This is a genomic window from Shinella sp. AETb1-6 (assembly GCF_009826875.1).
In the GTDB taxonomy this organism is placed as follows: Bacteria; Pseudomonadota; Alphaproteobacteria; order Rhizobiales; family Rhizobiaceae; genus Shinella; species Shinella sumterensis.
On the sequence record NZ_WUMM01000006.1, the window covers coordinates 314,617 to 338,121 of the forward strand.

At 64.0% G+C, this 23,505-nt stretch carries 22 protein-coding genes and 1 tRNA gene; 15 read left to right on the forward strand and 8 right to left on the reverse strand.

Going from position 1 to position 23,505, the window contains the following annotated elements; all coding sequences use genetic code 11:
• Positions 1-3: 3 nt before the first annotated feature.
• The 5 genes from GR158_RS13520 to GR158_RS13540 form a co-directional block, all read right to left on the reverse strand.
• Positions 4-660, reverse strand: coding sequence for a DUF1345 domain-containing protein (locus GR158_RS13520; protein WP_134649078.1), 657 nt, complete (start codon positions 658-660; stop codon positions 4-6).
• Positions 657-1,130: a YaiI/YqxD family protein gene (locus GR158_RS13525; protein ID WP_160871442.1), complete on the reverse strand. Its 474-nt coding sequence runs from the start codon at positions 1,128-1,130 to the stop codon at positions 657-659. The genes GR158_RS13520 and GR158_RS13525 overlap by 4 nt, the downstream gene beginning before the upstream one ends.
• Positions 1,131-1,143: 13 nt before the next feature.
• Positions 1,144-1,617, reverse strand: a complete 474-nt coding sequence (locus GR158_RS13530) for a GNAT family N-acetyltransferase (protein ID WP_160871443.1) — start codon at positions 1,615-1,617, stop codon at positions 1,144-1,146.
• Entirely contained in the window at positions 1,617-2,744 is a 1,128-nt protein-coding gene (locus GR158_RS13535) for an S-(hydroxymethyl)glutathione dehydrogenase/class III alcohol dehydrogenase (protein ID WP_160871444.1), read from the reverse strand. Before GR158_RS13535 ends, GR158_RS13530 begins: the two co-directional genes overlap by 1 nt.
• Before the next feature lie 78 nt (positions 2,745-2,822).
• The gene (locus tag GR158_RS13540; protein ID WP_134649082.1) at positions 2,823-3,227 is read right to left on the reverse strand and encodes a helix-turn-helix domain-containing protein; all 405 of its coding nucleotides are present in this window, start codon (positions 3,225-3,227) and stop codon (positions 2,823-2,825) included.
• A gap of 154 nt (positions 3,228-3,381) precedes the next feature.
• Between GR158_RS13540 and GR158_RS13545 the strand changes: the two genes are divergently transcribed.
• The 3 genes from GR158_RS13545 (at position 3,382) to GR158_RS13555 (ending at position 7,672) form a co-directional block, all read left to right on the forward strand.
• Positions 3,382-4,332 carry a DMT family transporter gene (locus GR158_RS13545; RefSeq protein WP_230640084.1) on the forward strand — a complete coding sequence of 317 codons (951 nt, stop codon included), beginning with the start codon at positions 3,382-3,384 and terminating at the stop codon, positions 4,330-4,332.
• Positions 4,333-4,407: 75 nt separating this feature from the next.
• Positions 4,408-6,360: an acetyl/propionyl/methylcrotonyl-CoA carboxylase subunit alpha gene (locus GR158_RS13550; protein WP_160871445.1), complete on the forward strand. Its 1,953-nt coding sequence runs from the start codon at positions 4,408-4,410 to the stop codon at positions 6,358-6,360.
• Between the two features lie 67 nt (positions 6,361-6,427).
• The gene (locus GR158_RS13555; RefSeq protein ID WP_160871446.1) at positions 6,428-7,672 is read left to right on the forward strand and encodes a hypothetical protein; all 1,245 of its coding nucleotides are present in this window, start codon (positions 6,428-6,430) and stop codon (positions 7,670-7,672) included.
• Here the strand turns inward: GR158_RS13555 and lipB are convergent.
• Positions 7,645-8,391 carry a lipoyl(octanoyl) transferase LipB gene (lipB, locus tag GR158_RS13560; RefSeq protein ID WP_160871447.1) on the reverse strand — a complete coding sequence of 249 codons (747 nt, stop codon included), beginning with the start codon at positions 8,389-8,391 and terminating at the stop codon, positions 7,645-7,647. The two genes, GR158_RS13555 and lipB, sit on opposite strands and share 28 nt — an antisense overlap.
• 195 nt (positions 8,392-8,586) lie before the next feature.
• On the opposite strand from lipB, the gene GR158_RS13565 reads away from it, so the two are divergent.
• Together GR158_RS13565 and exoR are read left to right on the forward strand one after the other, a co-directional pair.
• A tRNA-Leu gene (locus tag GR158_RS13565) sits at positions 8,587-8,671 on the forward strand.
• Positions 8,672-9,134: 463 nt separating this feature from the next.
• Positions 9,135-9,920: an exopolysaccharide production regulator ExoR gene (gene exoR / locus GR158_RS13570; protein ID WP_202402267.1), complete on the forward strand. Its 786-nt coding sequence runs from the start codon at positions 9,135-9,137 to the stop codon at positions 9,918-9,920.
• Between the two features lie 27 nt (positions 9,921-9,947).
• Here the strand turns inward: exoR and xth are convergent, their stop codons facing one another.
• Both xth and erpA read right to left on the reverse strand, forming a co-directional pair.
• Positions 9,948-10,739 (reverse strand): exodeoxyribonuclease III, encoded by a 792-nt coding sequence (gene xth / locus GR158_RS13575; RefSeq protein WP_134649242.1) that lies wholly within the window; start codon positions 10,737-10,739, stop codon positions 9,948-9,950.
• Positions 10,740-10,803: 64 nt separating this feature from the next.
• Positions 10,804-11,136 (reverse strand): iron-sulfur cluster insertion protein ErpA, encoded by a 333-nt coding sequence (gene erpA / locus GR158_RS13580; protein WP_134649087.1) that lies wholly within the window; start codon positions 11,134-11,136, stop codon positions 10,804-10,806.
• Between the two features lie 217 nt (positions 11,137-11,353).
• On the opposite strand from erpA, the gene GR158_RS13585 reads away from it, so the two are divergent.
• The 10 genes from GR158_RS13585 to tatC all read left to right on the forward strand — a co-directional run bounded on the left by GR158_RS13585 (position 11,354) and on the right by tatC (position 23,467).
• Positions 11,354-12,574, forward strand: coding sequence for a deoxyguanosinetriphosphate triphosphohydrolase (locus GR158_RS13585; protein WP_160871448.1), 1,221 nt, complete (start codon positions 11,354-11,356; stop codon positions 12,572-12,574).
• Positions 12,575-12,642: 68 nt separating this feature from the next.
• Positions 12,643-14,403, forward strand: coding sequence for an arginine--tRNA ligase (gene argS, locus GR158_RS13590; protein WP_160871449.1), 1,761 nt, complete (start codon positions 12,643-12,645; stop codon positions 14,401-14,403).
• Positions 14,404-14,465: 62 nt separating this feature from the next.
• The gene (locus GR158_RS13595; protein ID WP_160871450.1) at positions 14,466-17,798 is read left to right on the forward strand and encodes an SPOR domain-containing protein; all 3,333 of its coding nucleotides are present in this window, start codon (positions 14,466-14,468) and stop codon (positions 17,796-17,798) included.
• Between the two features lie 129 nt (positions 17,799-17,927).
• The gene (gene nagZ / locus GR158_RS13600) at positions 17,928-18,947 is read left to right on the forward strand and encodes a beta-N-acetylhexosaminidase (protein ID WP_160871451.1); all 1,020 of its coding nucleotides are present in this window, start codon (positions 17,928-17,930) and stop codon (positions 18,945-18,947) included.
• A 108-nt stretch (positions 18,948-19,055) separates the two neighbouring features.
• A complete protein-coding gene (locus GR158_RS13605) occupies positions 19,056-19,865 on the forward strand; it encodes a ScpA family protein (RefSeq protein ID WP_134649092.1) in 810 nt (269 codons plus the stop codon).
• A complete protein-coding gene (gene scpB, locus GR158_RS13610; RefSeq protein WP_160871452.1) occupies positions 19,858-20,562 on the forward strand; it encodes an SMC-Scp complex subunit ScpB in 705 nt (234 codons plus the stop codon). The genes GR158_RS13605 and scpB overlap by 8 nt, the downstream gene beginning before the upstream one ends.
• A 63-nt stretch (positions 20,563-20,625) precedes the next feature.
• Positions 20,626-21,729 carry an ABC transporter ATP-binding protein gene (locus tag GR158_RS13615; RefSeq protein ID WP_160871453.1) on the forward strand — a complete coding sequence of 368 codons (1,104 nt, stop codon included), beginning with the start codon at positions 20,626-20,628 and terminating at the stop codon, positions 21,727-21,729.
• 42 nt (positions 21,730-21,771) lie between these two features.
• Entirely contained in the window at positions 21,772-21,966 is a 195-nt protein-coding gene (locus GR158_RS13620; protein WP_134649095.1) for a twin-arginine translocase TatA/TatE family subunit, read from the forward strand.
• 50 nt (positions 21,967-22,016) lie between these two features.
• Positions 22,017-22,640, forward strand: coding sequence for a Sec-independent protein translocase protein TatB (gene tatB / locus GR158_RS13625; protein WP_160871454.1), 624 nt, complete (start codon positions 22,017-22,019; stop codon positions 22,638-22,640).
• Positions 22,637-23,467 (forward strand): twin-arginine translocase subunit TatC, encoded by an 831-nt coding sequence (tatC, locus tag GR158_RS13630; protein ID WP_134649097.1) that lies wholly within the window; start codon positions 22,637-22,639, stop codon positions 23,465-23,467. Before tatB ends, tatC begins: the two co-directional genes overlap by 4 nt.
• The last annotated feature ends 38 nt before the right edge of the window (positions 23,468-23,505 follow it).

Below are 23,505 nucleotides of genomic sequence, written 5' to 3' on the forward strand. Positions count from 1 at the left end.
AAGTCAGGTGGCGAGCGACACGGCCGCGTTCACCGCGGCTGCGACCAGCACCGTGTTGAAGAAGAAGGAGGCGATGGCGTGCAGCAGGTTGACCTTGCGCATCGCCGTCGAGGTGATCGCGACGTCGGATGTCTGCGCCGTCATGCCGATCACGAAGGCAAAATACAGGAAGTCGAACACCCCCGGCTTCGTATCGCCGGGGAAGGAGAGGCTGCGGCCGCCGCCGCGATCCATCTCCGTGTTCGACGGCCGCCAGTAGACATGGGCGTAATGCAGTGCGGCCATGGTGTGGATGGTAAACCAGCCGAGGGCGACCGAGGCGAAGGCGAGAGCGAGCTCGAGACCGCCGGCGCCCTTCCGATTGAGCACGACGAACAGCGAGCCGATCGAAATGGCGGCGGCGGCGAAGGTGACGGCGAAGATGATCCAGACCGGTTCGTCGGCGTCGGTGGCATGATGCTCGAGATAGGCCGCGGTCAGATAGGGCAGGCGAATGACCGTCATCACCAGGTAGCAGGAGAAGAACATGACGGCCGCGATGTCGATTGCGAAATCCGGCTTGAGCCAGATCGCCGGCACGCCACAGACGATGGCGGCGCCGATACCCGCATAGAAGGGCACGTGCCGGCCGTAGATCCTGCCTGCCGGTGCCCTCGTCATGATCCCGACCGCGCATTCTTCGCCCGGCGGCAAAGCCGGTCCAGGGTTTCCAGGAAGGCGGAACGGTCGCGCGGCGAGAAGGCGGCATTGTAGCCCTTGCTTTCGCCTGTCTCGCGCAGATGCGCGCCGAGATCGCGCATCGCGCTCGCCATGCCGATATTCGTCTGGTCGAACAGCCGTCCGGTCGGGCCGGTCACATGCGCGCCCTTCGCGACGGTGCGCCCGGCAAGCGGCACGTCGGCGGTGATGACGATATCGCCTTCGCGCACGTTGTCGACGATCCAGTTGTCGGCCGCGTCGAAGGCCCCGGAGACGATGACGTTGCGGATCATCGGGTCACGAGACGGCCGCAGCCCCGAATTGGCGACGAAGGTCACCGGCAGGCCATGCCGCTCGGCAACCTTCAGCACCTCGGGCTTCACCGGGCAAGCATCCGCATCGACAAAGATGGTAGGCTGGTTTTCGCTCATACGATCCGTCTTTTCAGCTCGCCCGCTCCTGGCCCTCGGCCGGCCGCACCATGTCGACATGCGGAATGCCGTCTTCGACATATTCTGCCGACGTCGGCATGAAGCCAAGGGACCGGTAGAAGGGTTCGAGATGGCTTTGCGCCGAAAGCGCGATCGGCTGGCCAGGAAAATGCGCCCCGCAGACATCGATCGCCGCGCGCATCAGAACGCCGCCGAGCCCGCTGCCGCGATGGTCCGGCGCGACGATGACCCGGCCGATGCGCGGGAAATCGTCTTCCGGCTTCACCAATCGCGCATAGGCCGCGGTCTCGCCGTCGATCAGCAGGCGCAGATGCAGCGCGTCTGCGTCCTTGCCGTCCAGCTCCTGATAAGCGCACGCCTGCTCGACCACGAAGACATCGACCCGCAGCTTCAGCAATGCATAAAGCTCGACGGCGGAGAATGCTTCCATTCTCCGCACATCGACGCTGTAGACGGTTGCCGTCATCAGTAGACGACGACGCTGCGGATGGACTTGCCCTCATGCATGAGGTCGAAGCCCTTGTTGATGTCTTCCAGCGGCATGGTGTGGGTGATCATCGGATCGATCTGGATCTTGCCTTCCATGTACCAGTCGACCATCTTGGGTACATCCGTGCGGCCGCGTGCGCCGCCGAAGGCCGTTCCCATCCAGTTGCGGCCGGTGACCAGCTGGAACGGACGCGTCGAGATTTCCTGGCCCGCGCCGGCGACGCCGATGATGACCGACTTGCCCCAGCCGCGATGGGCCGATTCCAGCGCCTGGCGCATGACCTTCGTATTGCCCGTGCAGTCGAAAGTGTAATCGGCCCCGCCGATCGTGTCGCCGTTGCGCTTCGTCATGTTGACCAGATAGGGCACGATGTCGTCGCCGACCTCTTTCGGATTGACGAAATGCGTCATGCCGAACTTCTCGCCCCAGGCCTTGCGGTCGTTGTTGATATCGACGCCGATAATCATGTCGGCGCCGGCAAGGCGCAGGCCCTGCAGCACGTTGAGGCCGATGCCGCCGAGGCCGAAGACGATGGCCGTCGAGCCCACTTCCACCTTGGCCGTGTTGATGACGGCGCCGATGCCGGTGGTCACGCCGCAGCCGATGTAGCAGATCTTGTCGAACGGGGCGTCCGGGTTGACCTTGGCAAGCGCGATCTCCGGCAGGACCGTGTAGTTCGCGAAGGTCGAGCAGCCCATATAGTGGAAGATCTTGTCCTTGCCGATGGAGAAGCGCGAGGTACCGTCGGGCATCACGCCCTGGCCCTGCGTGGCGCGGATGGCGGTGCAGAGATTGGTCTTGCGCGACAGGCAGGAGTAACATTCGCGGCATTCCGGCGTGTAGAGCGGAATGACATGGTCGCCCTTCTTCAGCGACGTGACGCCCGGGCCGACATCGACGACGATGCCGGCGCCCTCATGGCCGAGAATGGCGGGGAAAAGGCCTTCCGGGTCGGCACCCGACAGGGTGAACTCGTCCGTATGGCAGATGCCGGTCGCCTTCACCTCGATGAGCACCTCGCCGGCGCGCGGGCCTTCGAGCTGCACGGTCATCACTTCCAGCGGTTTTCCTGCCTGAACGGCAACGGCGGCACGTACGTCCATAGTCGTCTCCCTATGCGGATTCTCTTGCGGCCAGACCATTGCAGAGCCGGGCCGCCGTCTCAAGTCTTGGGGGTGAAATCAGGCCTGATCTTTTTGTATCAGCCTGGCGATCTCGGCTTCGAGTGTGGCGATCGCCTTGCCCGTCCGCTCGTGCAGCTGGTGCACCTCGCGGAGCTGGCGAAGCAGCGGATGGAGGTGTTCGTCGCCGGCGGGATCGCTCGGCGCATCGCCGATGCCGGCGATCAGCCAGGACGGCGAGACCGACAGGACGCCCGCCAGCATGAACAGCGCCTTGGTGTCCGGCTCGGCGCGATCGCTCTCCCAGCCGCCGATCGTGTCTTGCGGCAGGCCGAGCCGGGCCGCGAGGTCTTCCAGGGAAAGGCCGATGGCATCGCGCGCGCGCCAGATGCGGCCGCCCAGCGTGTCGCCGTCGGTGCGGATGGCAGGAAAAGGGATGGTGTTGTTCTCGCCGGCAATTGTCATCGCGGCCTCCAATGTGTTTTCGGCAAGTTTACAGGCAGAGGGGGTCTTGTTTCTACCTCAAATGCGCCGCTTCGCGCCGCCCTTGCAGGGCCTGAAATCCGGCATTGCCAGTTGGGCGAAAAGGTCTAAGGAGAAGGTAACGAGGAGACAAACCATGAATGCAGGCGCAGGCCCTGCCGGCCAGTCCGGCGCAAACACCATGCAGGGCGTGGCGCTCATGGCCGCCGCCATGCTGCTTCTGCCCTGCATGGATGCCATCGCCAAATACATGGCCAATTTCGCCGGCATGTCGCCGGGGCAGGTCACGTTCTACCGCTTCTTCTTCCAGCTGGTCTGCACCGTGCCGTTGATCTTCACGGCGGCCGGTGCCGCGACGTTGCGTCCGAAGCGTCCTTGGCTCAACCTCTTGCGCGGGGCCATCCACGGTGCCGCAAGCCTGCTGTTCTTCGCCGCCGTCAAATACATGCCGCTGGCGGATGTCTTCGCAATCTACTTCGTCGAACCCTTCATCCTGACCGCGATGTCGGCCGCCTTTCTCGGCGACAGGGTCGGCTGGCGGCGCTGGCTCGCCATCATCATCGGCTTCGGCGGCGCGCTCATCGTCATCCAGCCGAGTTTCGTGCTGTTCGGCTGGACGGCGCTGCTGCCGGTCGGCTGCGCCTTCCTGTATTCGGTCTATCTTTTCATGAACCGGGCGATCGGCGATGCCGATTCTCCCCTCACCATGCAGACCATCGCCGGCTTCGGCGGAACGCTGTTCATGGGCCTGGCCCTGATGATCGGCAACAATGCCGGCATTGCGGACTTCGAACTGTCGCTGCCGCCATCGCTTTTCACACTCATTCTGCTGCTCATTCTGGGGGCGCTGTCGGGCTATGCGCATATGCTGGTGGTGCGCGCTTTCCGCATGGCGCCGCTCTCGCTGCTGGCACCCTTCCAGTATTTCGAGATCATCTCGGCCACCGTGCTCGGCTATGCGATCTTCGGCGATTTCCCGACGCCGTCGAAATGGCTCGGTATCGCGATCATCGTCGCCTCAGGCCTTTTCATCATCTGGCGCGAACAAACGAGCCGAAAGGCGAGGGCGGACATCGCCTTCGACTAAAGTGCCCGCGCGCCGCCGTTGAACGGCCGGCGCTTTTGTGGCTACAACGCCTGACAAGACTGCCGGGAGGAAAGCATGTTCACGAAAATCCTGATTGCCAATCGCGGCGAGATCGCCTGCCGCGTGATCAAGACGGCACGCAGGATGGGCATAGCCACCGTTGCGGTCTATTCCGATGCTGATCGGGATGCGCTGCATGTCGAAATGGCCGACGAGGCCGTTCTTATCGGCCCCGCGCCGGCGGCCGAAAGCTACCTGGTCGCAGACAAGATCATCGCGGCCTGCAAGGAGACCGGCGCACAGGCGGTTCATCCCGGCTACGGCTTCCTGTCCGAGCGCGCCAGCTTCTGCGAGGCGCTGGAGGCGGAGGGTATCGTCTTCATCGGCCCGAAGCCCAAGGCGATCCGCGCCATGGGCGACAAGATCGAATCGAAGAAATTCGCCAATGCCGCGAAGGTCTCGACGGTGCCCGGCTTCCTCGGCGTCATCGAGGACGCCGCCCATGCCGAGCGCATCGCCGGCGAGATCGGCTATCCCGTGATGATCAAGGCCTCGGCGGGCGGTGGCGGCAAGGGCATGCGCATCGCCTGGAACGAGGAAGAGGTGCGCGACGGCTTCGACCGCGCCCGCTCGGAAGCGAAAAGCGCGTTCGGCGACGACCGCGTCTTCATCGAGAAGTACATCGTCGACCCGCGCCATATCGAGATCCAGGTGCTCGCGGATGCGCATGGCACGACGCTCTATCTCGGCGAGCGCGAATGCTCCATCCAGCGCCGAAACCAGAAGGTCGTCGAGGAGGCGCCGTCGCCGTTTCTCGATGAGGCGACGCGGCGTGCCATGGGCGAGCAGTCGGTGGCGCTCGCCAAAGCCGTCGATTACCAGAGCGCGGGCACGGTGGAGTTCATCGTCGACCGCGACCGCAATTTCTATTTCCTCGAAATGAACACCCGCTTGCAGGTCGAGCATCCGGTCACGGAACTCGTTACGGGCATCGACCTCGTGGAGCAGATGATCCGCATCGCCGCCGGCGAAAAGCTGACGCTGGCGCAGGACGATATCCGCCTGGACGGTTGGGCCATCGAAAGCCGTCTCTATGCCGAGGACCCGTATCGCAGCTTCCTGCCGTCCATCGGCCGGCTCACCCGCTATCGCCCGCCCGCGGAAGGGAAAACCGGTTCGACGATCGTGCGCAACGATACCGGCGTCTATGAGGGCGCCGAAATCTCGATGTATTACGATCCGATGGTCGCCAAGCTCTGCACCTGGGCGCCGAGCCGCCTGGAGGCGATCGACGCCATGAGCGACGCGCTCGATGGTTTCACTGTCGACGGCATCGAGCACAATGTTCCCTTCCTTGCCGCGCTGATGCGGCATCCGCGCTGGCGGGAGGGACGACTTTCGACCGGTTTCATCGCCGAGGAATATCCCGACGGCTTCATGCCGATGGCGCCGAGCGCCGACGAGGCGCAGGTGTTGGCCCGTGTCGCCCTGTCGGCCCATTTGACCGATGCCGCGCGCCGCGCGAAACATCTTGACCGTCTGCGCCCGGCGCAGGCGCTGCGATCCGACTGGGTGGTGAAGATCGGCGATGATTATTACGCGCTCACGACGGCGGATGCGGTCGAGAGCGACTGGCGGCCGGGCCATGCCGTCTGGCGCGGCGCGGTCGACGGCCAATCGGTGACGGCGCAGGTGCGGCCGCTGCGAAACGGCATGCGCATCGACTGGCAGGGGCTGTCCGTGCTGACCCGCGTCTTCACGCCGCGCCTTGCCGAACTCGATGCGCTGATGCCGGTCAAGCTGCCCCCGGATACCTCGAAAATGCTGCTCTGCCCCATGCCGGGCCTCGTCGTGTCGATCGCCGTGCAGGAAGGGCAGGAGGTCAAGGCGGGCGAGACCCTGGCCGTCGTGGAGGCGATGAAGATGGAAAACGTGCTGCGCGCCGAGCGCGACCTGACCGTCGGCCCGATCCGTGCCCGGCCCGGCGAAAGCCTGGCCGTCGATGCCGTCATCATGGAATTCGCCTGAGTCTCGAAATTTGTTAGGAAATCGCCGCTAGCCTGAAATCTCCGGTCACGAGGCCGGGGAGGACGCCATGTCGACATCGGTTTCGGTGATCTTGCTGCTGGCAATCAATCTCGGCCTGATCTGGCTGCTGATCGCCGCGCCGGTCGGCCGCCGTACCCTGCGGCTCAGCCGGGTGGTGAAGGCGTCGCCGTCCCGCCTCGCCGGGCTGGTCAGCCCGCTCGGGAGGGAAGCCGACTGGCATCCCGCGATCCTGTCGAGCGAACCGCTTTCCGCAGATCGTGTCCGGCAGACCTTTCGCTATCCCGACCGGCGGGGCGAGCCGATCACGCGCACCGTGTCGGTGCGCGAAGCGCGCGACGGCGACGGCATCGCCTGCGAGACGCGCGTCATCGAAGACAGCGCGCTGGATGCGTCCTTCTGGCATGACTACATCGATCGGCGTTTCCTGCGTCCGGTGCCGGGCGGCACGCTGATGACGGTCGAACAGACGGATCGTTATCGCGGCGTCGCCTTTCTTCTTTTCCGCTATGTGCAGCTGCGCCGGGAAATGAAGGCGCTCGACCAGTGGCTGGCCACAGGCCAGGGCGAAGTGAGGGGCGTTCTGGAACGGCCAACGACGCAGGTGGCGCTCGCCGTCCTGTCCACGTTGCTGCTCTGGCCGTTCTTCGGGCTCAACGCCCGCGGCCTGTTGCTGTCGTCTTTTCTGACCGTGGTGATCGTTCTGCACGAATTCGGACACATGGCCGCCTACCGGGCCTTCGGCCACAAGCGCGTACGCATGATCTTCGTGCCGCTGCTCGGCGGCATCGCCGTCGGCGGGCGGCCTTACAATTCACGATTCGAGGTGGCGGTCTGCGCGCTGATGGGCGCGGGCATGTCCGCCTTCCTGGTGCCGCCGCTGATCGCGCTGCACGATGCCGGCTCGCGCGCGACAAGTGCGGCCGTCCTGGTCTTCCTGCTGATCCTCGGCGCGTTCAACCTGCTCAATCTGCTGCCCATGCATCGCTTCGACGGCGGACAGGTGTTGCGTCAGGTTTTCCCCAGTCGAAGCGGCCTGCTTTCGGCGAGCTTTCTCGTGACGCTTGCCATCATATTCGTCGGCTGGCGTATCGGCCTGCCGTTCATGCTTCTCATCGCCGGCCTTGCCGTCTTCACGCTGTTGAGCCTGATCGGTGCCGGTGGTGTGAAACCTCGCCGTGCGCTGGAGCCGATGACGCCGCCGCAGCGGCTGCTGGCGGGCTTCGGCCTCTATGCAGCCCTTTCCCTGCACGGCTACGCCATCGTCTATGCCTGCGACGCGCTCATGGCCTGACAGTCGGTGTCGGGAGTGGTTTCACCGAAGACCCGCTCGAACGACTCGCGGATGCGGACATCCACGTCGCTCATCATGACCGGCAGACCGAGATCGACGAGGCTCGTCACGCCGTAGCCGCGGATACCGCAGGGCACGATGCCGCTGAAATGCTCCAGATCCGGATCGACATTGAGGGAGAAGCCATGAAAGCTCACCCAGCGGCGCAGGCGAATGCCGATGGCGGCGATCTTGTCCTCTGCGGGCGACCCGTCGGGCAGCGGCGGGCGTTCGGGCCTGCGCACCCACACACCGACACGATCCTCACGCCGCTCGCCACGGACGTTCATGGAATCGAGCGCATCGATCACGACGGCTTCGAGTGCCGCCACGAAGGCGCGCACATCCTGCCGCCGGCGCTTGAGATCCAGCATCACATAGACGACGCGCTGGCCCGGCCCGTGATAGGTGTACTCGCCGCCGCGTCCGGTCGAAAACACCGGAAACCGATCGGGGGCCACGAGGTCATCCGGCACCGCGCTCGTGCCGGCGGTGTAGAGGGGTGGGTGCTCGACCAGCCAGACGAGTTCGTCGGCCTCGCCGCGGGCAATGGCCGCGGCCTCGCGCTCCATCGTTTCGACCGCATCGTCATAGGCGACAAGTCCCGGGGCGACGCGCCAGCGCACCGGCGGGGAGCCGGGAATCGCTAGAAGGGATGTCTCGATGTCCTGACGGTGCATGACGGCCTTCCTTTCGGGTTCCTTGTGCCAGATATAGGAGCGATCATGCAAGGATTTCAGGGGTTTCCGGGGCTTCTCGAGGGGGCTGTTGAAATTGTTTCGCTTTCCCTCATTTTTCTTGTCACGCGGCCTTGTGCACCCCAAATCCTTTTGCTACATGCACCCCCGTCGCCGCAAGACGACATCTACCACGATGCGGTCGTGGCGGAATTGGTAGACGCGCAGCGTTGAGGTCGCTGTGGGGCAACCCGTGGAAGTTCGAGTCTTCTCGACCGCACCAAGAACCCGGCCTAGTGCCGGGTTTTCTCGTTTCAGGGCTTCTGTTTTCCCTTCCCTCCGCACAGCCGTTCCCGCAGCTTTCGAGCGACGCCCATCGGGCGCGCCTAAATGGTGCTCAAATCATCTGCGACAAGCGTTATAGTTAATGTTTCCTTACTGTTGAGCGCTTGCGGTGGGGAAATCACAGCGTTGCCCGAAATTCTGTGACAGAATCGCAACACATTTTTTTCCAGAGTTTGCTACACCCTCTGGCAAGCGACGAAATGTCCATTTCCCGCCACAAACGGGGCGCAGCGATGGGGACATGCAGATGCGGGCGACCGCGCTCAAGGGAAACGATGAGCCAAACGATGTCATTGCCGCCGGAATTGTCGGAAAAGCGTATGAAAACCGTACGCTCTCGGTTTCGTCGTCGAAGACCGGCCGGCCGCGGAATAGTTGAAGTGATACCCAGGTCTGAGTTGATGCCGATGAAAGTACTTGTAATGGGTCTTTGCCTTTCGCTCTCCTACGGGATGGCGTCGACGGCTCTGGCATTTGATCCCGATGCGGGCATTACCAAGGAAAGCGGGCCCTTCGATCTCTTCAAGTTCGGTTTCTTCTCCTACAAGGAAGGTCGCAAGGGCGATGCCGTCGAGGCCTATCGCTACGCCGCGGAAAAGGGGCATACGGGTTCGCGCTGGGCGCTCGCCAATATGTATGCCGACGGCGACGGCGTACCGGAAAATGATCTGGAAGCCTTCAAGATCTATAGCGAGATCGCCCGCGCCGGCGTCGAGCCGGGCTCTGAAGACACGGGTTATTTCGCGAGTGCCCTGATTTCGCTCGCCAGCTATTATCGCCGCGGCATTCCGGACAGTCCTGTCCGGATCGATTTGGCGCAGGCGCGTCAACTCTATTTCCAGGCTGCATCCACCTTCGGCATCCCGGAAGCGCAGTTCCAGCTTGGCCGCATGATGCTGCGCGGCGAGGGTGGCAATGTGTCGGTGCACCAGGCTAAGAAGTGGCTGAACCGCGCGCGCAACAAGGGCCATGCCGGCGCCATGGGCCTGTTCGGTAACATTCTCTTCCAGGAAGGGGACACCGCCCGCGGTCTCGCCTTCATGACGGCGGCGCTGGACCATTGCCCGCCCAAGGACTGTGGCTGGCTTCAGGCGACGCAGGAAGAAGCCTTCTCCGTCGCCACCGAGGAAGACCGCCGAAAGGGCGTCGCGCTCGCCCAGAGCATCCGTTTCAACCCGAACGAATAGCCTGATCCGCAAGCGATCAGGCGCGTATTACGCCGCGTAGTCGAGCACGGCCACAACGGGCACGTGGTCCGAGGGCTTTTCCCAGTTGCGCACGTGCTTTTCGACGCCGGTCGAGACCAGACGGTCCGATGCCTCGGCCGACAGCATGAGATGGTCGATGCGGATACCGTAGTTCTTCGGCCAGCACCCGCCCTGATAATCCCAGAACGTATAGAGCGGCGCGGCATCCGATGAGGCGCGCACGGCATCGGTGAGGCCAAGATTTTCCAGACGCCGGAAGGCCTGCCGGGTCGGCGGCAGATAGAGCGCGTCCCGCTCCCAGACCTTGACGTCCCAGCAGTCGTGCGGCTCGGGGATGACATTGTAGTCGCCGGCAAGCACCAAAGGTTCCTCCAGCGCCAGGCGATCCTGCGCGAAGGCGAAGAGGCGTTCCATCCACGAAAGCTTGTAGGGGTATTTGACCGGGTCGTCGGCGGGGTTGCCGTTCGGCAGGTAGATCGAGCAGACGCGGATCGCGCCGCCGTCAACGGAAAAGACGCCCTCGATGAAGCGCGCCTGTTCGTCGGCCGCGTCGCCGGGAAGGCCGCGGTTCACCTCGTCGGGGCGGATCTTCGACAGAAGCGCGACGCCGTTGAAGCCCTTCTGCCCGTGTGTCTCCACATGATAGCCGAGCGCTTCGATCTCAAGGCGGGGAAAGGTCTCGTCGACCGTCTTGATTTCCTGCAACGCGACGATGTCGGGGTTCGATTCCTTCAGCCAGGCGACGAGGTTTTCGATCCGGGCCCGCACGCCGTTGATGTTCCAGGTGGCAATCTTGATCGGCATGCGGTTTCCGTTTCGTGTGTGGTTCCGGCCAGCCTGGTTGGCCGGGTTCGAAGTGAGGTCAGATCGAGAAGCTGGTGCCGCAGCCGCAATTGGCGACGGCGTTCGGGTTCTTGATCTGGAAAGACTGGCCGAGAAGGTTGTCGACGAAGTCGATCTCCGAGCCATCCATATAGACGAGCGAAAGCTGATCGATCAGCACGCGCGCATTGTCCTTCTCCAGCACGAGATCATCGTCCTGCTGGTCTTCGACGAGATCGAACTTGTAGGAAAAGCCGGAACAGCCGCCGCCTTCGACGGAGACGCGAAGCGCCTGCTTTTCGGGAGAGGAGCCGAGAATGCTCGCAATGCGCCGGGCGGCGGCATCGGAGAGGGTTACGGGTTGGTCGTTCATGTCTGCCTCCTGCCGGGGTCAAGATCCGGAGAGAATCGCTTGTTCGCACTGGCCGGCGCGGCTGCGCCGTGAGGCCCGGCTGCGTGCGGAACCGTCGCCAGATCATTGAAAACGCTGATCTTTAAGACGGAGCTTGCGGCCGGACTTGCTGCTATGCACACTATAGGTATGAAGGCATTGAGGCCGCGTCAATGGGCGGCGTGAATGCAGGTGACGAATGACACTCGACAGACATGCGCTGGGTTTCGGCGCCGGACAGCGCGCCATCTATGCTTCCGATCCCTGGACAAGCCGTGGACGGCTGTTTCCCGAAAGCGAAAGCCCGACGCGATCGGATTTCCAGCGCGACCGCGACCGCATCGTGCACACGACGGCGTTCCGGCGCCTCAAGCACAAGACGCAGGTGTTCATCGCCGCCGACGGGGACCATTACCGTACGCGGCTGACCCACACGATCGAGGTGGCGCAGATCGCCCGCGCCCTGGCGCGCGCGCTGAAGCTCGACGAGGATCTCGCCGAAGGCGTGGCGCTGGTTCACGATTTCGGCCACACCCCCTTCGGCCATACCGGGGAGGATGCGCTGCAGGAGGTTCTGGAGCCCTTCGGCGGCTTCGACCACAACGCCCAGTCCCTGCGCATCGTCACCAAGCTCGAGCGGCGTTATGCCGAGTTCGACGGGCTGAACCTGACCTGGGAAAGCCTGGAGGGCCTGGTCAAACACAACGGTCCGCTGATCGGCCCCAACGGGGAATGCACCCATGGCAAGGAGGTGCCGCGGCCCATTCTCGAGTATTGCGCGCTGCATGACCTGGAGATCGGCAGTTTCGCAAGCCTGGAGGCGCAGGTCGCCGCCATCGCCGACGATATCGCCTACAACACCCATGACATCGACGACGGTCTGCGCTCCGGCTTCCTGACCTTCGACATGCTGGAGGACGTGCCGTTCCTCGCGGGGCTGATGAAGGAAGTGCATGACCGCTATCCCGGTCTGGAGGCCTCGCGCTTCACCCATGAGATCATGCGCCGGCAGATCACGGCGATGGTGGAGGACGTGATCGGCTACGCGCAACGCGCGCTGCTGGACGTTCGCCCCGAGAGCGCCGACGATGTGCGCAAGGCGCGGCGATGCATGGCGACCTTTTCCGAGGGCATGGGGCAGACCGATCGGCAGATCAAGAAGCTCCTGTTCTCGCGGATCTACCGGCACCCGGAAGTCATGCGCGTGCGGGCCAATGCCGCCTCGATCCTGACCGATCTCTACCACGCCTATATGGATGACCCGCAGCTCATGCAGGGGCACTACTGGGTCGATCGCATCGCCACCATGCCGGAATCGGCGCGTGCTCGCCACGTCGCGGATTATCTGGCGGGCATGACCGACAATTACGCGATCAACACCCATCGCCGGCTGTTTGACCATACCCCTGAATTGCGATAGTCAGCCGGCACCCCGAATTTCTTCGCAGAAAAGCCCCCGATGCGGGTTTCTGCGCGCGGATGGATGAGATGAACCTTTTTACAGACTTCGACAGCAGAATCAAAAACGTACTCGAAGGACTTCAAATCGTCCGTGAGAAGCGCGCCGAACTCGATTTCGGCCGTATCTCCGTCGAGCCGCCGCGCGATCAGAGCCATGGCGATGTCGCGACGAATGCGGCGATGGTTCTCGCCAAGCCGCTCGGCCTCAATCCGCGCGCGCTTGCCGATCTCATTGTCGCCGAACTGAAGAACGATCCGGAAGTCGCCGATGTCGGCGTGGCCGGGCCGGGCTTCATCAATGTGCGCCTGTCCGTCGCTTACTGGCAGAAGCTTCTGGCCGCCGTCGTTACGGCTGGCGCCGATTACGGCCGAAGCACGGTCGGCACCGGCCGCAAGGTCAATGTGGAATATGTGTCGGCCAATCCGACCGGGCCCATGCATGTCGGCCATTGCCGCGGCGCGGTGGTTGGCGATGCGCTTGCCAATCTTCTTGGCTTCGCCGGCTATGACGTCACCAAGGAATACTACATCAACGATGCCGGGTCGCAGATCGACGTGCTGGCGCGGTCGGCCTTCCTTCGTTATCGCCAGGCGCTCGGCGAGACCATCGGCGAGATCCCGCCGGGCCTCTATCCCGGCGACTACCTGATTCCGGTCGGGGAGGCGCTTGTGGCCGAGCACGGCACCTCGCTGCGCGCGATGTCGGAGGCGCAGTGGCTGCCGATCGTCAAGGAAAAGGCCATCGAGATGATGATGGCGATGATCCGTGAGGACCTTGCCGCCCTCAATGTCGTGCACGACGTCTTCTTCTCGGAGCGTTCGCTGCATGCCGGAAACGGTGCGCCGATCCGCACCGCGATCAACGACCTGACCTTCAAGGGCTATGTTTACAAGGGTGTCTTGCCGCCGCCGAAGGGCCAGCTTCCGGAAGACTGGGAAGATCGCGAGCAGACCCTGTTCCGCTCGACCGAGGTGGGCGACGATATCGACCGCCCGCTGATCAAGTCCGACGGCTCCTATACCTACTTTGCCGCTGACGTCGCCTACTTCAAGGACAAGTTTGATCGCGGCTTCGACGAGATGATCTATGTGCTCGGCGCCGACCATGGCGGTTACGTCAAGCGCCTGGAGGCGGTCGCCAAGGCCGTTTCCGATGGAAGCTCGAAGCTGACCGTCCTGCTGTGCCAGCTCGTCAAGCTCTTCCGCGATGGCGAGCCCGTGAAGATGTCCAAGCGCTCCGGCGATTTCGTCACCCTGCGCGATGTCGTCGAGGAGGTCGGCCGCGATCCCGTCCGCTTCATGATGCTCTATCGCAAGAGCAGCGAGCCGCTCGACTTCGACTTTGCGAAGGTAACCGAGCAGTCCAAGGACAATCCGGTCTTCTACGTGCAGTATGCCCATGCGCGTTGCATGTCGGTGTTCCGCCAGGCGGCCGAGGCGCTGCCGGACCTCGATGTGAACGCGCTCGATCTTGCCGGTGCGATCGCCGGAAATATCGCGGATCCCAGCGAGTTGCAGCTTCTGGCAAAACTGGCAGAATATCCCCGTGTCATCGAAGGTGCGGCGGCGGCGCAGGAGCCGCATCGCATTGCATTTTATCTCTATGAACTTGCCAGCGCATTCCACGGACACTGGAACAAGGGTAAAGAACAACCGGAATTACGGTTTGTTAACGATAAAAATAGAGAATTGACCATCGCCAGACTTGGGCTGGTGCACGCTGTCGCTTCCGTTCTCAAGTCGGGCCTGTCCATTACAGGCACCGCAGCACCGGATGAAATGCGATAACGTCACCATTTACCCATAATAAGCTGGCAATGCGTCTTTGTAGCTTATGAGTGGGAAGCAGTATGGCTGACAAGAACTTCGCGCGAAGCGGAACCGGTGATGCGGGCCTCTTGGCGGATGATGATCCGCTGAGCGAGCTTACCCGTCTCGTGAACTTCGATCCGCGCCCGGTGCAGGGCGTGACGCAATCCTTCTCGGAGACCGCGCAGCCGGTGTCCCGGCGCGAGAATGCCGTTCTCGCGCTTGAGGACGAGCTGATGCGCGCCTTCGAGCAATACGATGCGCCCGCAAGCCGCGTTTCGGCGCAGCCGCTGGTGGAGCCGGTCGCCGAGCGCCATGTCGAGCCCGTCTTCGACGTGCCGGCGCCGGTTGTCGAGGACCGCGCCGCGATCATCGACGAGATTCCCGCGCGGGAAACCTTCGTGAGCGCCCCGCGCCATCAGGAGCCGTCGTTCGCCGAGCCCTCCTTCGTCGACGAGCCCGCCTTCGAGGCGCCGGCAGAGGTCTATCAGTCCCCTGTTTATGCCGAGCCCGTTTTCGAGCCGGAAGTCACCGATGCGTTCGTCGCCAGCCCTGTCGAGGATTTTTCGGTGCATGGCGTCCATGCCGACGCGGCCGGCGACTGGGAGCCGTCGTTCGAAGAGGTGCCGGTAGCGGTCGATGCTCCGGTCTTCCAGGCCGATGAGCCCGCTGACTCTGCACTCCTGCTGGCCGATGAGCTCGAAGGCGCTGTTCAGGACGTGCCGCCGGTTTCCGCCGAAGCGGAGGCGCATGCGGGCCTGCAGTTCGCCGACCGGTTCGAGCCGCGTTTCAAGGCGCTGCCGCAGGTTTCGCCTGTTACGGAACACGAAACCTATGCAGCGCCGGAGCCGACATTCCTCGGCCTGCAGCCGGTGGAAGGTGACACGATTTCCGATCTTGGCGTGGACCTCGAGCGCGAACTGGAACTGTCGCTCGGCGATGCTTTCACGGATGGCGATCAGGCGTACGACGCGAGCGCCGAGGCCGCCTTCGTCCAGCCGCTGCCGGCCGCCGCGATAGCGGTTGAAAGTGCCGTCGAGCCTGTTGCGGACACCTGGGTGCCGGCTGACTCGGGTGTCGAGCATGCCGAGCCCTTCCACGCAGAGACCGCCTACTATGCCGGTGAGGAACCGCATTTCGTTTCCGACATGCCGGTCGAGACCGCCGAAGATCATGCACGCGCTGTCGCCGAAGCCCAGCAGTCGTGGCAGACGGAGCCCGTGCATGAAGCGGAGCCGGATTATCAGGTGCAGTCCGTCCAGAAGGGGCAGGGCTACGATCGCGATTCGCTGCTGGCCGAAGTCGAGCTTTATCCGGTGCCGGAGGCAAACTCGCCCTTTTCCGTCGCCACCGCTACGGCTGCAACGGCTGCAACGGTGAGCGCCGCCGCCGCTGCGCAGCGCAATTCCTTTGCGAACGTTTCGGCCATCTTCGGGCGTGCGACCCCGACGGGACGCCGCGAGACCGTGGCCGAGAAGGCCGTCACGTCCGCCACGCCGACATTCACCGAGCCCGCCTTCACCGCGCCGGCAGCTGTCGTCGAAACCCGTCACGAGCCGGTTTCCAGCCCGATATCGGCCGCCGAGCCGGACGTCGATTTCGACAATCTGGATTTCGACCTCTCGGACATCGATCTGGACCTGTCCGATTTCTCGCTGGACGAGGCGCCGGTCGCCACGACGCCCGTGGCCCGTGCAGAGGTCGCCCCGGCAGAGCTGGTGCGTCCGGTCGACGCGGAACGCCCCGTGCGCCGTGAGCCGGCTGTCGCCGTTCCCGTGTCGACCTACACGGCGCCGCAGCCGATCATCGCGGAAACCGCTGACGGTTCCCTGCCGTTCGATCCGACCATGATCGCCGACACAGATGTCGGCGTGGCGCCGGTCACGGAACTGGACGTGCCGCAGCTTCCCGTTGTCGAGAAGGAAAAGCCGCAGGCCTACCAGCCCGATTTCGATTTCGACCTCGATGCGGAGATGGCCCAGCTCTTTACCGAGCCGGCTGCTCCGGTGCGTGCGGAAGATCTGTCGCGCGGCGCTGCCACGGGTGCGGGTGCGGCCGCGGTCGGCCAGCCGGCGGCGCAGATCAACGATGTCGATGATTTCGAACGGGCGCTCGAGGAGGATTTCCGCCGCTCGCTGCACCAGCCGGAGCGCATGGCCATCCCCGTCGATCCCGGCCAGGCCAACACGCTTTACGCGGGCGACGGCTATGATGACGAACAGTCGCGTCCGCGCCGCGGCATGCTGATTGCGGCGTCCGTCGCGGCCCTGCTGCTTGTCGGCGGCGGTGGCGTCTACGCATGGTCCTCGTTTACGGGCGGCGGCGCGGCGAGTTCCGGTGAGCCGCGCGTGATCCTCGCCGACAAGGAGCCGATCAAGGTCGTGCCCGAGGAGCGCGGCGGCAAGACCGTGCCCAACCAGGACAAGGCTGTCTACGATCGCGTGGCAGGCGATGGCGCCAGCACGCCGCAGCAGGAGCAGCTCGTCACCTCGTCGGAAGAGCCGATCGATGTCGTCCAGCGCACGCTGACCCCGGAAACCCTGCCGTTCGACGATGCCGATGACGGACAGGAGACGGCTGGCGCTGACGATGACAACCGCCTGCTTCCGGGCGTGGACGAGCCGGAAAAGGCGACCGCCGATACCAACAAGCCGCTCGTGTCGCCCCGCAAGGTACGCACCATGATCGTCAAGCCTGACGGCACGCTGGTCGCCCGCGAGGATACGCCGGCGACACAGGAAACCGCCCAGCTCGACGCGAAGCCGACGGCGACCACCGGCCGCACGGCGGGTGAAGCCGCCACCGCCGAGGCCGAGGTCGATCCCAACGCCTCGCTGCGTGCCGAACAGGCTGCCACCAGCACGCAGCCGCGTTCGGCGCTCGCCGAAGTGGCGAATGCCGAGGTCGACGACACGGCGCCTGTCCGCACCGTGAAGACGACGACCTTCGGCGCGGAAACCGCAACGACGGCCGGCAACAACACGCCGACGCCGGAAAGCCGTCCGGTCGACCAGCCGGTCAACGTCGTCGGCACTGTGACCGAAAACGGCAATGTCCGCGGCCAGCAGACCGCTGCTGCGACGACGGGCCAGGCTGCTGAGACCACCACCCAGGTTGCCGCCGTGACGCCCGGCAGCTACGTCGTGCAGATCGCCTCGCTGCCATCGGAGGCGGAAGCGCAGAAGACCTACAATTCGCTGTCTGCCAAATTCGGCAGCGTCATCGGCGGTCGCGGCGTGGATATCAAGCAGGTGGCGATCCCCAACAAGGGCACGTTCTACCGCGTCCGCATCCCGGCCGGCTCGCGTGAGGAGGCCAACAGCCTCTGCAATCGCTACAAGGGCGCCGGCGGCAGCTGCCTCGTGACCCGCTGAGGCAGACGGTCAGCATCATGGAGGGCGCGGATCCTGTCCGCGCCCTTTCGATTCCGTCGCGAGGCGCATCGCGGATAGCCGGCAGAGCAGGGCCTCGTCTTTCTTCCCCGAACCAATAAGATTGCCGATATGAGCGAATCGAAATCCTTCATTTCGGGCTGCAAGGGCCTGAGTCTCACCGCCGACGAAAAAGCCTTCTTCCGCAATGAGCGGCCATGGGGTTTCATCCTGTTCGGCCGCAATATCGGCGAGCCCGCGCAGGTTGCCGATCTCACTGCCGAAATGCGCGATTGCGTCGGCGGCGATGCCGATATTCCCGTGCTGATCGATCAGGAAGGCGGGCGCGTTCAGCGCATCAAGCCGCCGCATGTCCAGCAATATCCGAACGCCGCCGCGCTCGGCGCGATCTATCGTGCCGACGAGGCAAAGGGCCTGCGCGCCAGCTGGCTGATGTCGCGCCTTCACGCCTTCGACCTGCTGCGCCTCGGCATCAATGTGGATTGCCTGCCGGTGCTGGACGTGGCCGTTCCCGGCGTGCACGATGTCATCGGCAATCGCGCCTACGGCCAGGAACCGGAAATCGTGTCCGCCATGGGCAAGGCCGCGGCGGAAGGCCTGAAGGCCGGCGGCATGCTGCCGATCATGAAGCACATGCCCGGCCACGGCCGCACGATGGTCGATTCCCACCATGACCTGCCCGTCGTGCAGGCGAGCCTGGAAGAACTCGACGCCTGCGACTTCGTGCCGTTCCGGCGCATGAACGACGAGTTGATGGCGATGTCGGCGCATATCGTCTTCACGGCCATCGACCCCGACAATCCGGCCACCACGTCGCCGACGGTCGTGCGCGAAATCATCCGCGAGAGGATCGGTTTCGACGGTCTCCTGATGTCCGATGACGTCTCGATGAATGCGCTGCGGGGCGATATTGCCGAAAGAACACGGGGAATCATCGCCGCGGGCCTCGACATGGTGTTGCATTGCCATGGCATCATGGACGAAATGCTGGCAGTGACCGAAAACGTTCCGCCCCTTTCCGGCGAGAGCCTGCGGCGGGCGAAAGCGGTCCGTGCAGGCTTCCAGGCGCCCGACGGCGCGGACGAGCAGGCGCTGCGGGAGGAATTCAACGCCATGATCGCGGTAGCCTGATCTGCCGCATTGCGGCGTGCGTCGGAAACTGCGTTCGAACACGAGAGGCGCGACGTGCAGGCAACGGGCGGCAAGCCACCGAGGAAAGGACGCGGCGCGGATGCGCCGATGGACGACCTGTGGCAGGACGACGCCTCGGGGCGGGGACTGCACGAGGAAAGCCTCGTCGTCGATCTCGCCGGCTTCGAAGGGCCGCTCGACCTGCTCCTGCATCTTGCCCGCACGCAGAAGGTCGACCTGACGCGAATTTCCGTGCTGGCGCTGGCCGAGCAATATCTCGTCTTCATCGACCGGGCGCGCAAGATCCGCATCGAGCTTGCCGCCGACTACCTCGTCATGGCGGCGTGGCTTGCCTATCTCAAGTCGCGCCTCCTCATTCCCAGGCAGGCGAAGGATGATGGGCCTTCGGGCGAGGAGATGGCGGCGAGCCTTGCCTTCCGCCTCAAGCGGCTGGAAGCGATGCGCGATGCCGCGACGAAGCTGGTCAACCGCAACCGCCTCGGCCGCGACGTCTTCGCGCGCGGCATGCCCGAGCATATCCCGACCGAACGTCGCTCGGCCTTCGAAGCGTCGCTCTACGATCTGCTCACGGCCTACGCGTCGCTGCGCCAGCGTCATGCGATCACCCAGGTCACCATCGAAAAGCGCAGCGTCTGGTCGCTGGCCGACGCGCGCGAGATCCTGCAACTCCTCGTCGGCGATTTCGACGATGACTGGACTGCGCTCGATCATTTCATGCTGCGCTACCTGAGCGATCCGGCCGAACGGACCACGGCGATTGCCAGCGCATTTGCCGCGACGCTGGAGCTGGTCAGGGAAGGGCGGCTGGAACTGCGCCAGGACGGCGTCTTCCAGCCGATCTATCTGCGCCGGGGCCAGAAGGCCGCAGAAGGCAGCGGGGGCGAAGAAGGTGGCTGACGACGTGGATGCCGACACGGAGAACGCGACGGTCGTCGATCCGCGGCGGCTATATGAGGCCACGCGCATCGCCGAGGCGCTGGTGTTCGCGTCCGCGGGTCCCGTTTCCTCAGCCTATATCGCCGAGCGGCTGCCGCGCGGTGTCGACGTCCTGCATGTCATGCGCGAACTGAAGGCGTTCTACGCGGGGCGTGGTGTCAATCTCGTGCAGATCGAGGACAGCTGGGCGTTCCGCACGGCGCCCGATATGTCCTTCGTCATCCGCACCGACGAGACGGAGGTGCGCAAAGTGTCGCGCGCCGCGCTCGAGGTGCTGTCGATCATCGCCTACCACCAGCCGGTTACGCGTGCCGAGATCGAGGATATCCGCGGCGTCCAGACGTCCAAGGGCACGCTCGACGTGCTCATGGAGGCCGGATGGGTGCGCCTGCGCGGCCGCCGCCGCTCGCCGGGCCGTCCCGTGACATTCGGCACCACGCGGGATTTTCTCGATCATTTCGGGCTGGAAGAGCTGCGCGACCTGCCGGGCCTCGACGAACTGAAGGGAACGGGCCTGCTGTCGGGCCGTATTCCCTCCAATTTCCAGATCCCCATGCCGCTTGGCGAGGACGAGCTTGCGGAGGACGAGGATCCGCTGACCCAACTCGACCTTGAGGAACTCGGACTCTTGACACCGGGCGGAAAAGCGGACGAATAGACGAAGGTTTATGCAAGACTGCATCGTCGACCTCCGCGCCGGCGACAGGGAAAGACTTCGGCAATGGCTTCGGACCCGTCAGGTTCCAACGGCATCGAGGCGAGACGGGCTTCGGCGGTGACCTTCGCGTCGCGCCTCGTCTTCGATGACATTCATCACAGCTATCACAACAAGGACACCATTCGTGGCCTCTCGCTGACGGCGGAACCGGGTGAGGTCTTGTGCCTGCTCGGACCGTCCGGCTCGGGCAAGACCACCTTGCTGCGCATCGCCGCCGGCATCGAGGCGCAGACGCGTGGTCGCGTCCTGCTCGACGATCGCGAGATCGCGGGCCCGGATGTCTTCCTGCCGCCGGAACGACGCGGCGTCGGGCTGATGTTCCAGGATTTTGCGCTCTTCCCGCATATGTCCGTGCTCGACAATGTACGCTTCGGCCTGACGGCGCTTCCGCGTGCCGAAGCGGAGGCGGAAGCGAACGTGGCGCTGGACCGCGTCGGTCTGTCGCACTACGCCGCGAAGTTCCCGCATATGCTGTCGGGCGGCGAGCAGCAGCGCGTGGCGCTTGCGCGCGCGCTGGCGCCCCGTCCGAGCGTTCTCCTGATGGACGAGCCGTTCTCGGGCCTGGACTCGCGGCTCAAGGATTCCATCCGTGCCGATACGCTCGCCATCCTGCGCAAATCCCGCGCCAGCGCGATCGTCGTCACGCACGACGCCGAGGAAGCGATGCGCATGGGCGACCGCATCGCGCTCCTGAAGGACGGCAGGCTCGTCCAGGTCGGCACCGCCGAGGACCTCTATCTCAAACCGAAAGACATATTCGCCGCGGCGTTCTTCTCAGAGATCAACGAATTTCCGGGCCACGTTCGCGGCGGCGTGGTGGAAACGCCGCTCGGCAATGTCGATGGCAAAGATTTTACCGATGGTCAGAAAGTTCATGTCGCGGTGCGTTTGACAGGCATTCGGGTGCAGGAAACCGGCGGCGACACGCCGGCGCGCATCCTTTCGCGGCGTTTCCTCGGCGTCGTGGAGCTTTTGGAGCTCGCCGTTAACGGAACCGACCGTCCCGTCCGGGCGCGGGTGAGAGCCGATCAACTGCCTGCCGGATTGCGCGACGTCACGCTTTCGGCTAACCAGCGCGACATACTTGTGTTTGAAAAAGACGGCTGAACGTCTTACATCGGGATCAAGGTTCAAAAGGGAGTCAAGCGAATGGGTTCTTTCAGCATCTGGCATTGGCTGATTGTTCTGGTGGTGGTGCTGCTGCTGTTCGGCCGCGGCAAGATTCCGGAACTGATGGGCGATGTCGCCAAGGGCATCAAGAACTTCAAGAAGGGCATGACGGACGAGGAAGCCAACGCCGAGCAGGCGAAGACCGTCGACCACAAGGCCGACGAGGTCAAGTAACCGGCATTCGGCTGCGGACGGTGGTGCGCGGCTTCTGAGGACAGTACCCAATGCTTGATGTCGGCTGGACCGAGATACTCGTCATCGCCATCGTCCTGATCCTGGTGGTGGGCCCGAAGGACCTGCCGCCCATGCTCAGGACGTTTGGCCGCATGGTGACAAAGATGCGCGGCATGGCGAGCGATTTCCGCCAGCAGTTCGACGAAGCGCTGCGCGAAGCCGATCTCGACGATGTCCGCAAGACCATCGGCGACGCTCAGAAGCTGAACCCGCTCAACACCATCCGCGATGCGGTCAATCCGTTGCGCCAGGTGGGCGACGAGATCAAGTCCGACCTTCAGAAGTCCGTCAATTCGTCGACCTCATCCGTCTCGACGCCGGTTTCCGCCGTTTCGGCCGTGCCATCGGAAGCGAACAAGCCCGCCTCTGCAGAACCGGTCGCCGCCGAGCCGCTGAAGAAGGGGCCGACGCGCAAGACGGCGGCGAAGAAGGCCGACCCCGCCACGGCCAGCACCGAGAAGGCTGCGCGCAAGCTGGCTGCCAAAGCGAAGGCCGAGCCCAAGACCGTTGCCGTCAAGCCGGCCGCGAAAGCCTCGAGCGCGAAGAACACGGTCGCCGCCAAGACATCCACGGCAAAGGCCAAGACTGTAAAGACCCGGAAGGATGAGGCATGAGCGGCGATATCGAAGACAAGCCCCAGCCGCTCCTCGAGCACCTGATCGAACTGCGCCAGCGCCTGATGTGGGCCGTCGGCGCATTCTTCGTCGCCTTCCTGGTGTGCTTCTATTTCGCCAAGCAGCTCTTCAACATCCTGGTGCTGCCGTTCAAATGGTCCGTCGAATGGGCCGGCCTGACGCATCGCAACGTCGAGCTTATCTATACGGCGCCGCAGGAGTTTTTCTTCACGCAGATCAAGGTCGCCATGTTCAGCGCCCTTGTCATCGCCTTTCCGGTCATTGCGCAGCAGGTCTACAAGTTCGTGGCGCCCGGCCTCTACAAGAACGAGCGCGCCGCCTTCCTGCCGTTCCTCATCGCGTCCCCGATCCTGTTTCTTATCGGCGCTGCACTCGTCTACTTCTTCTTCACGCCCATGGTCATGTGGTTCTTCCTCTCCATGGAGCAGGGCGGCGGTGAAGGGCAGGTTTCCATTCAGCTTCTTCCGAAGGTTTCGGAATATCTCAGCCTCATCATGTCGCTGATCTTGGCCTTCGGTCTGGTGTTCCAGCTGCCCGTCATCTCGTCGCTCCTGGTGCGCGCCGGCTTCATCACGTCGCAGACGCTCGCGGAGAAGCGCAAATACGCAATCGTCATCGCGTTTGTCGTGGCGGCCGTGCTGACCCCGCCCGATCCGGTGTCCCAGATCGGCCTTGCACTGCCGGCCATCCTTCTCTACGAGATTTCCATCTATACGGCCCGACTCATCGAACGGCAGCGGGCGAGCGCCTCGAACGCGCAGGATGCGGAAAACGAGGTCGCTGCAACGCAGGGCGAGGCTGAATAAGCCTTCGCCTGCGGGTCGCTGCCGGGCGTGGATGGGCC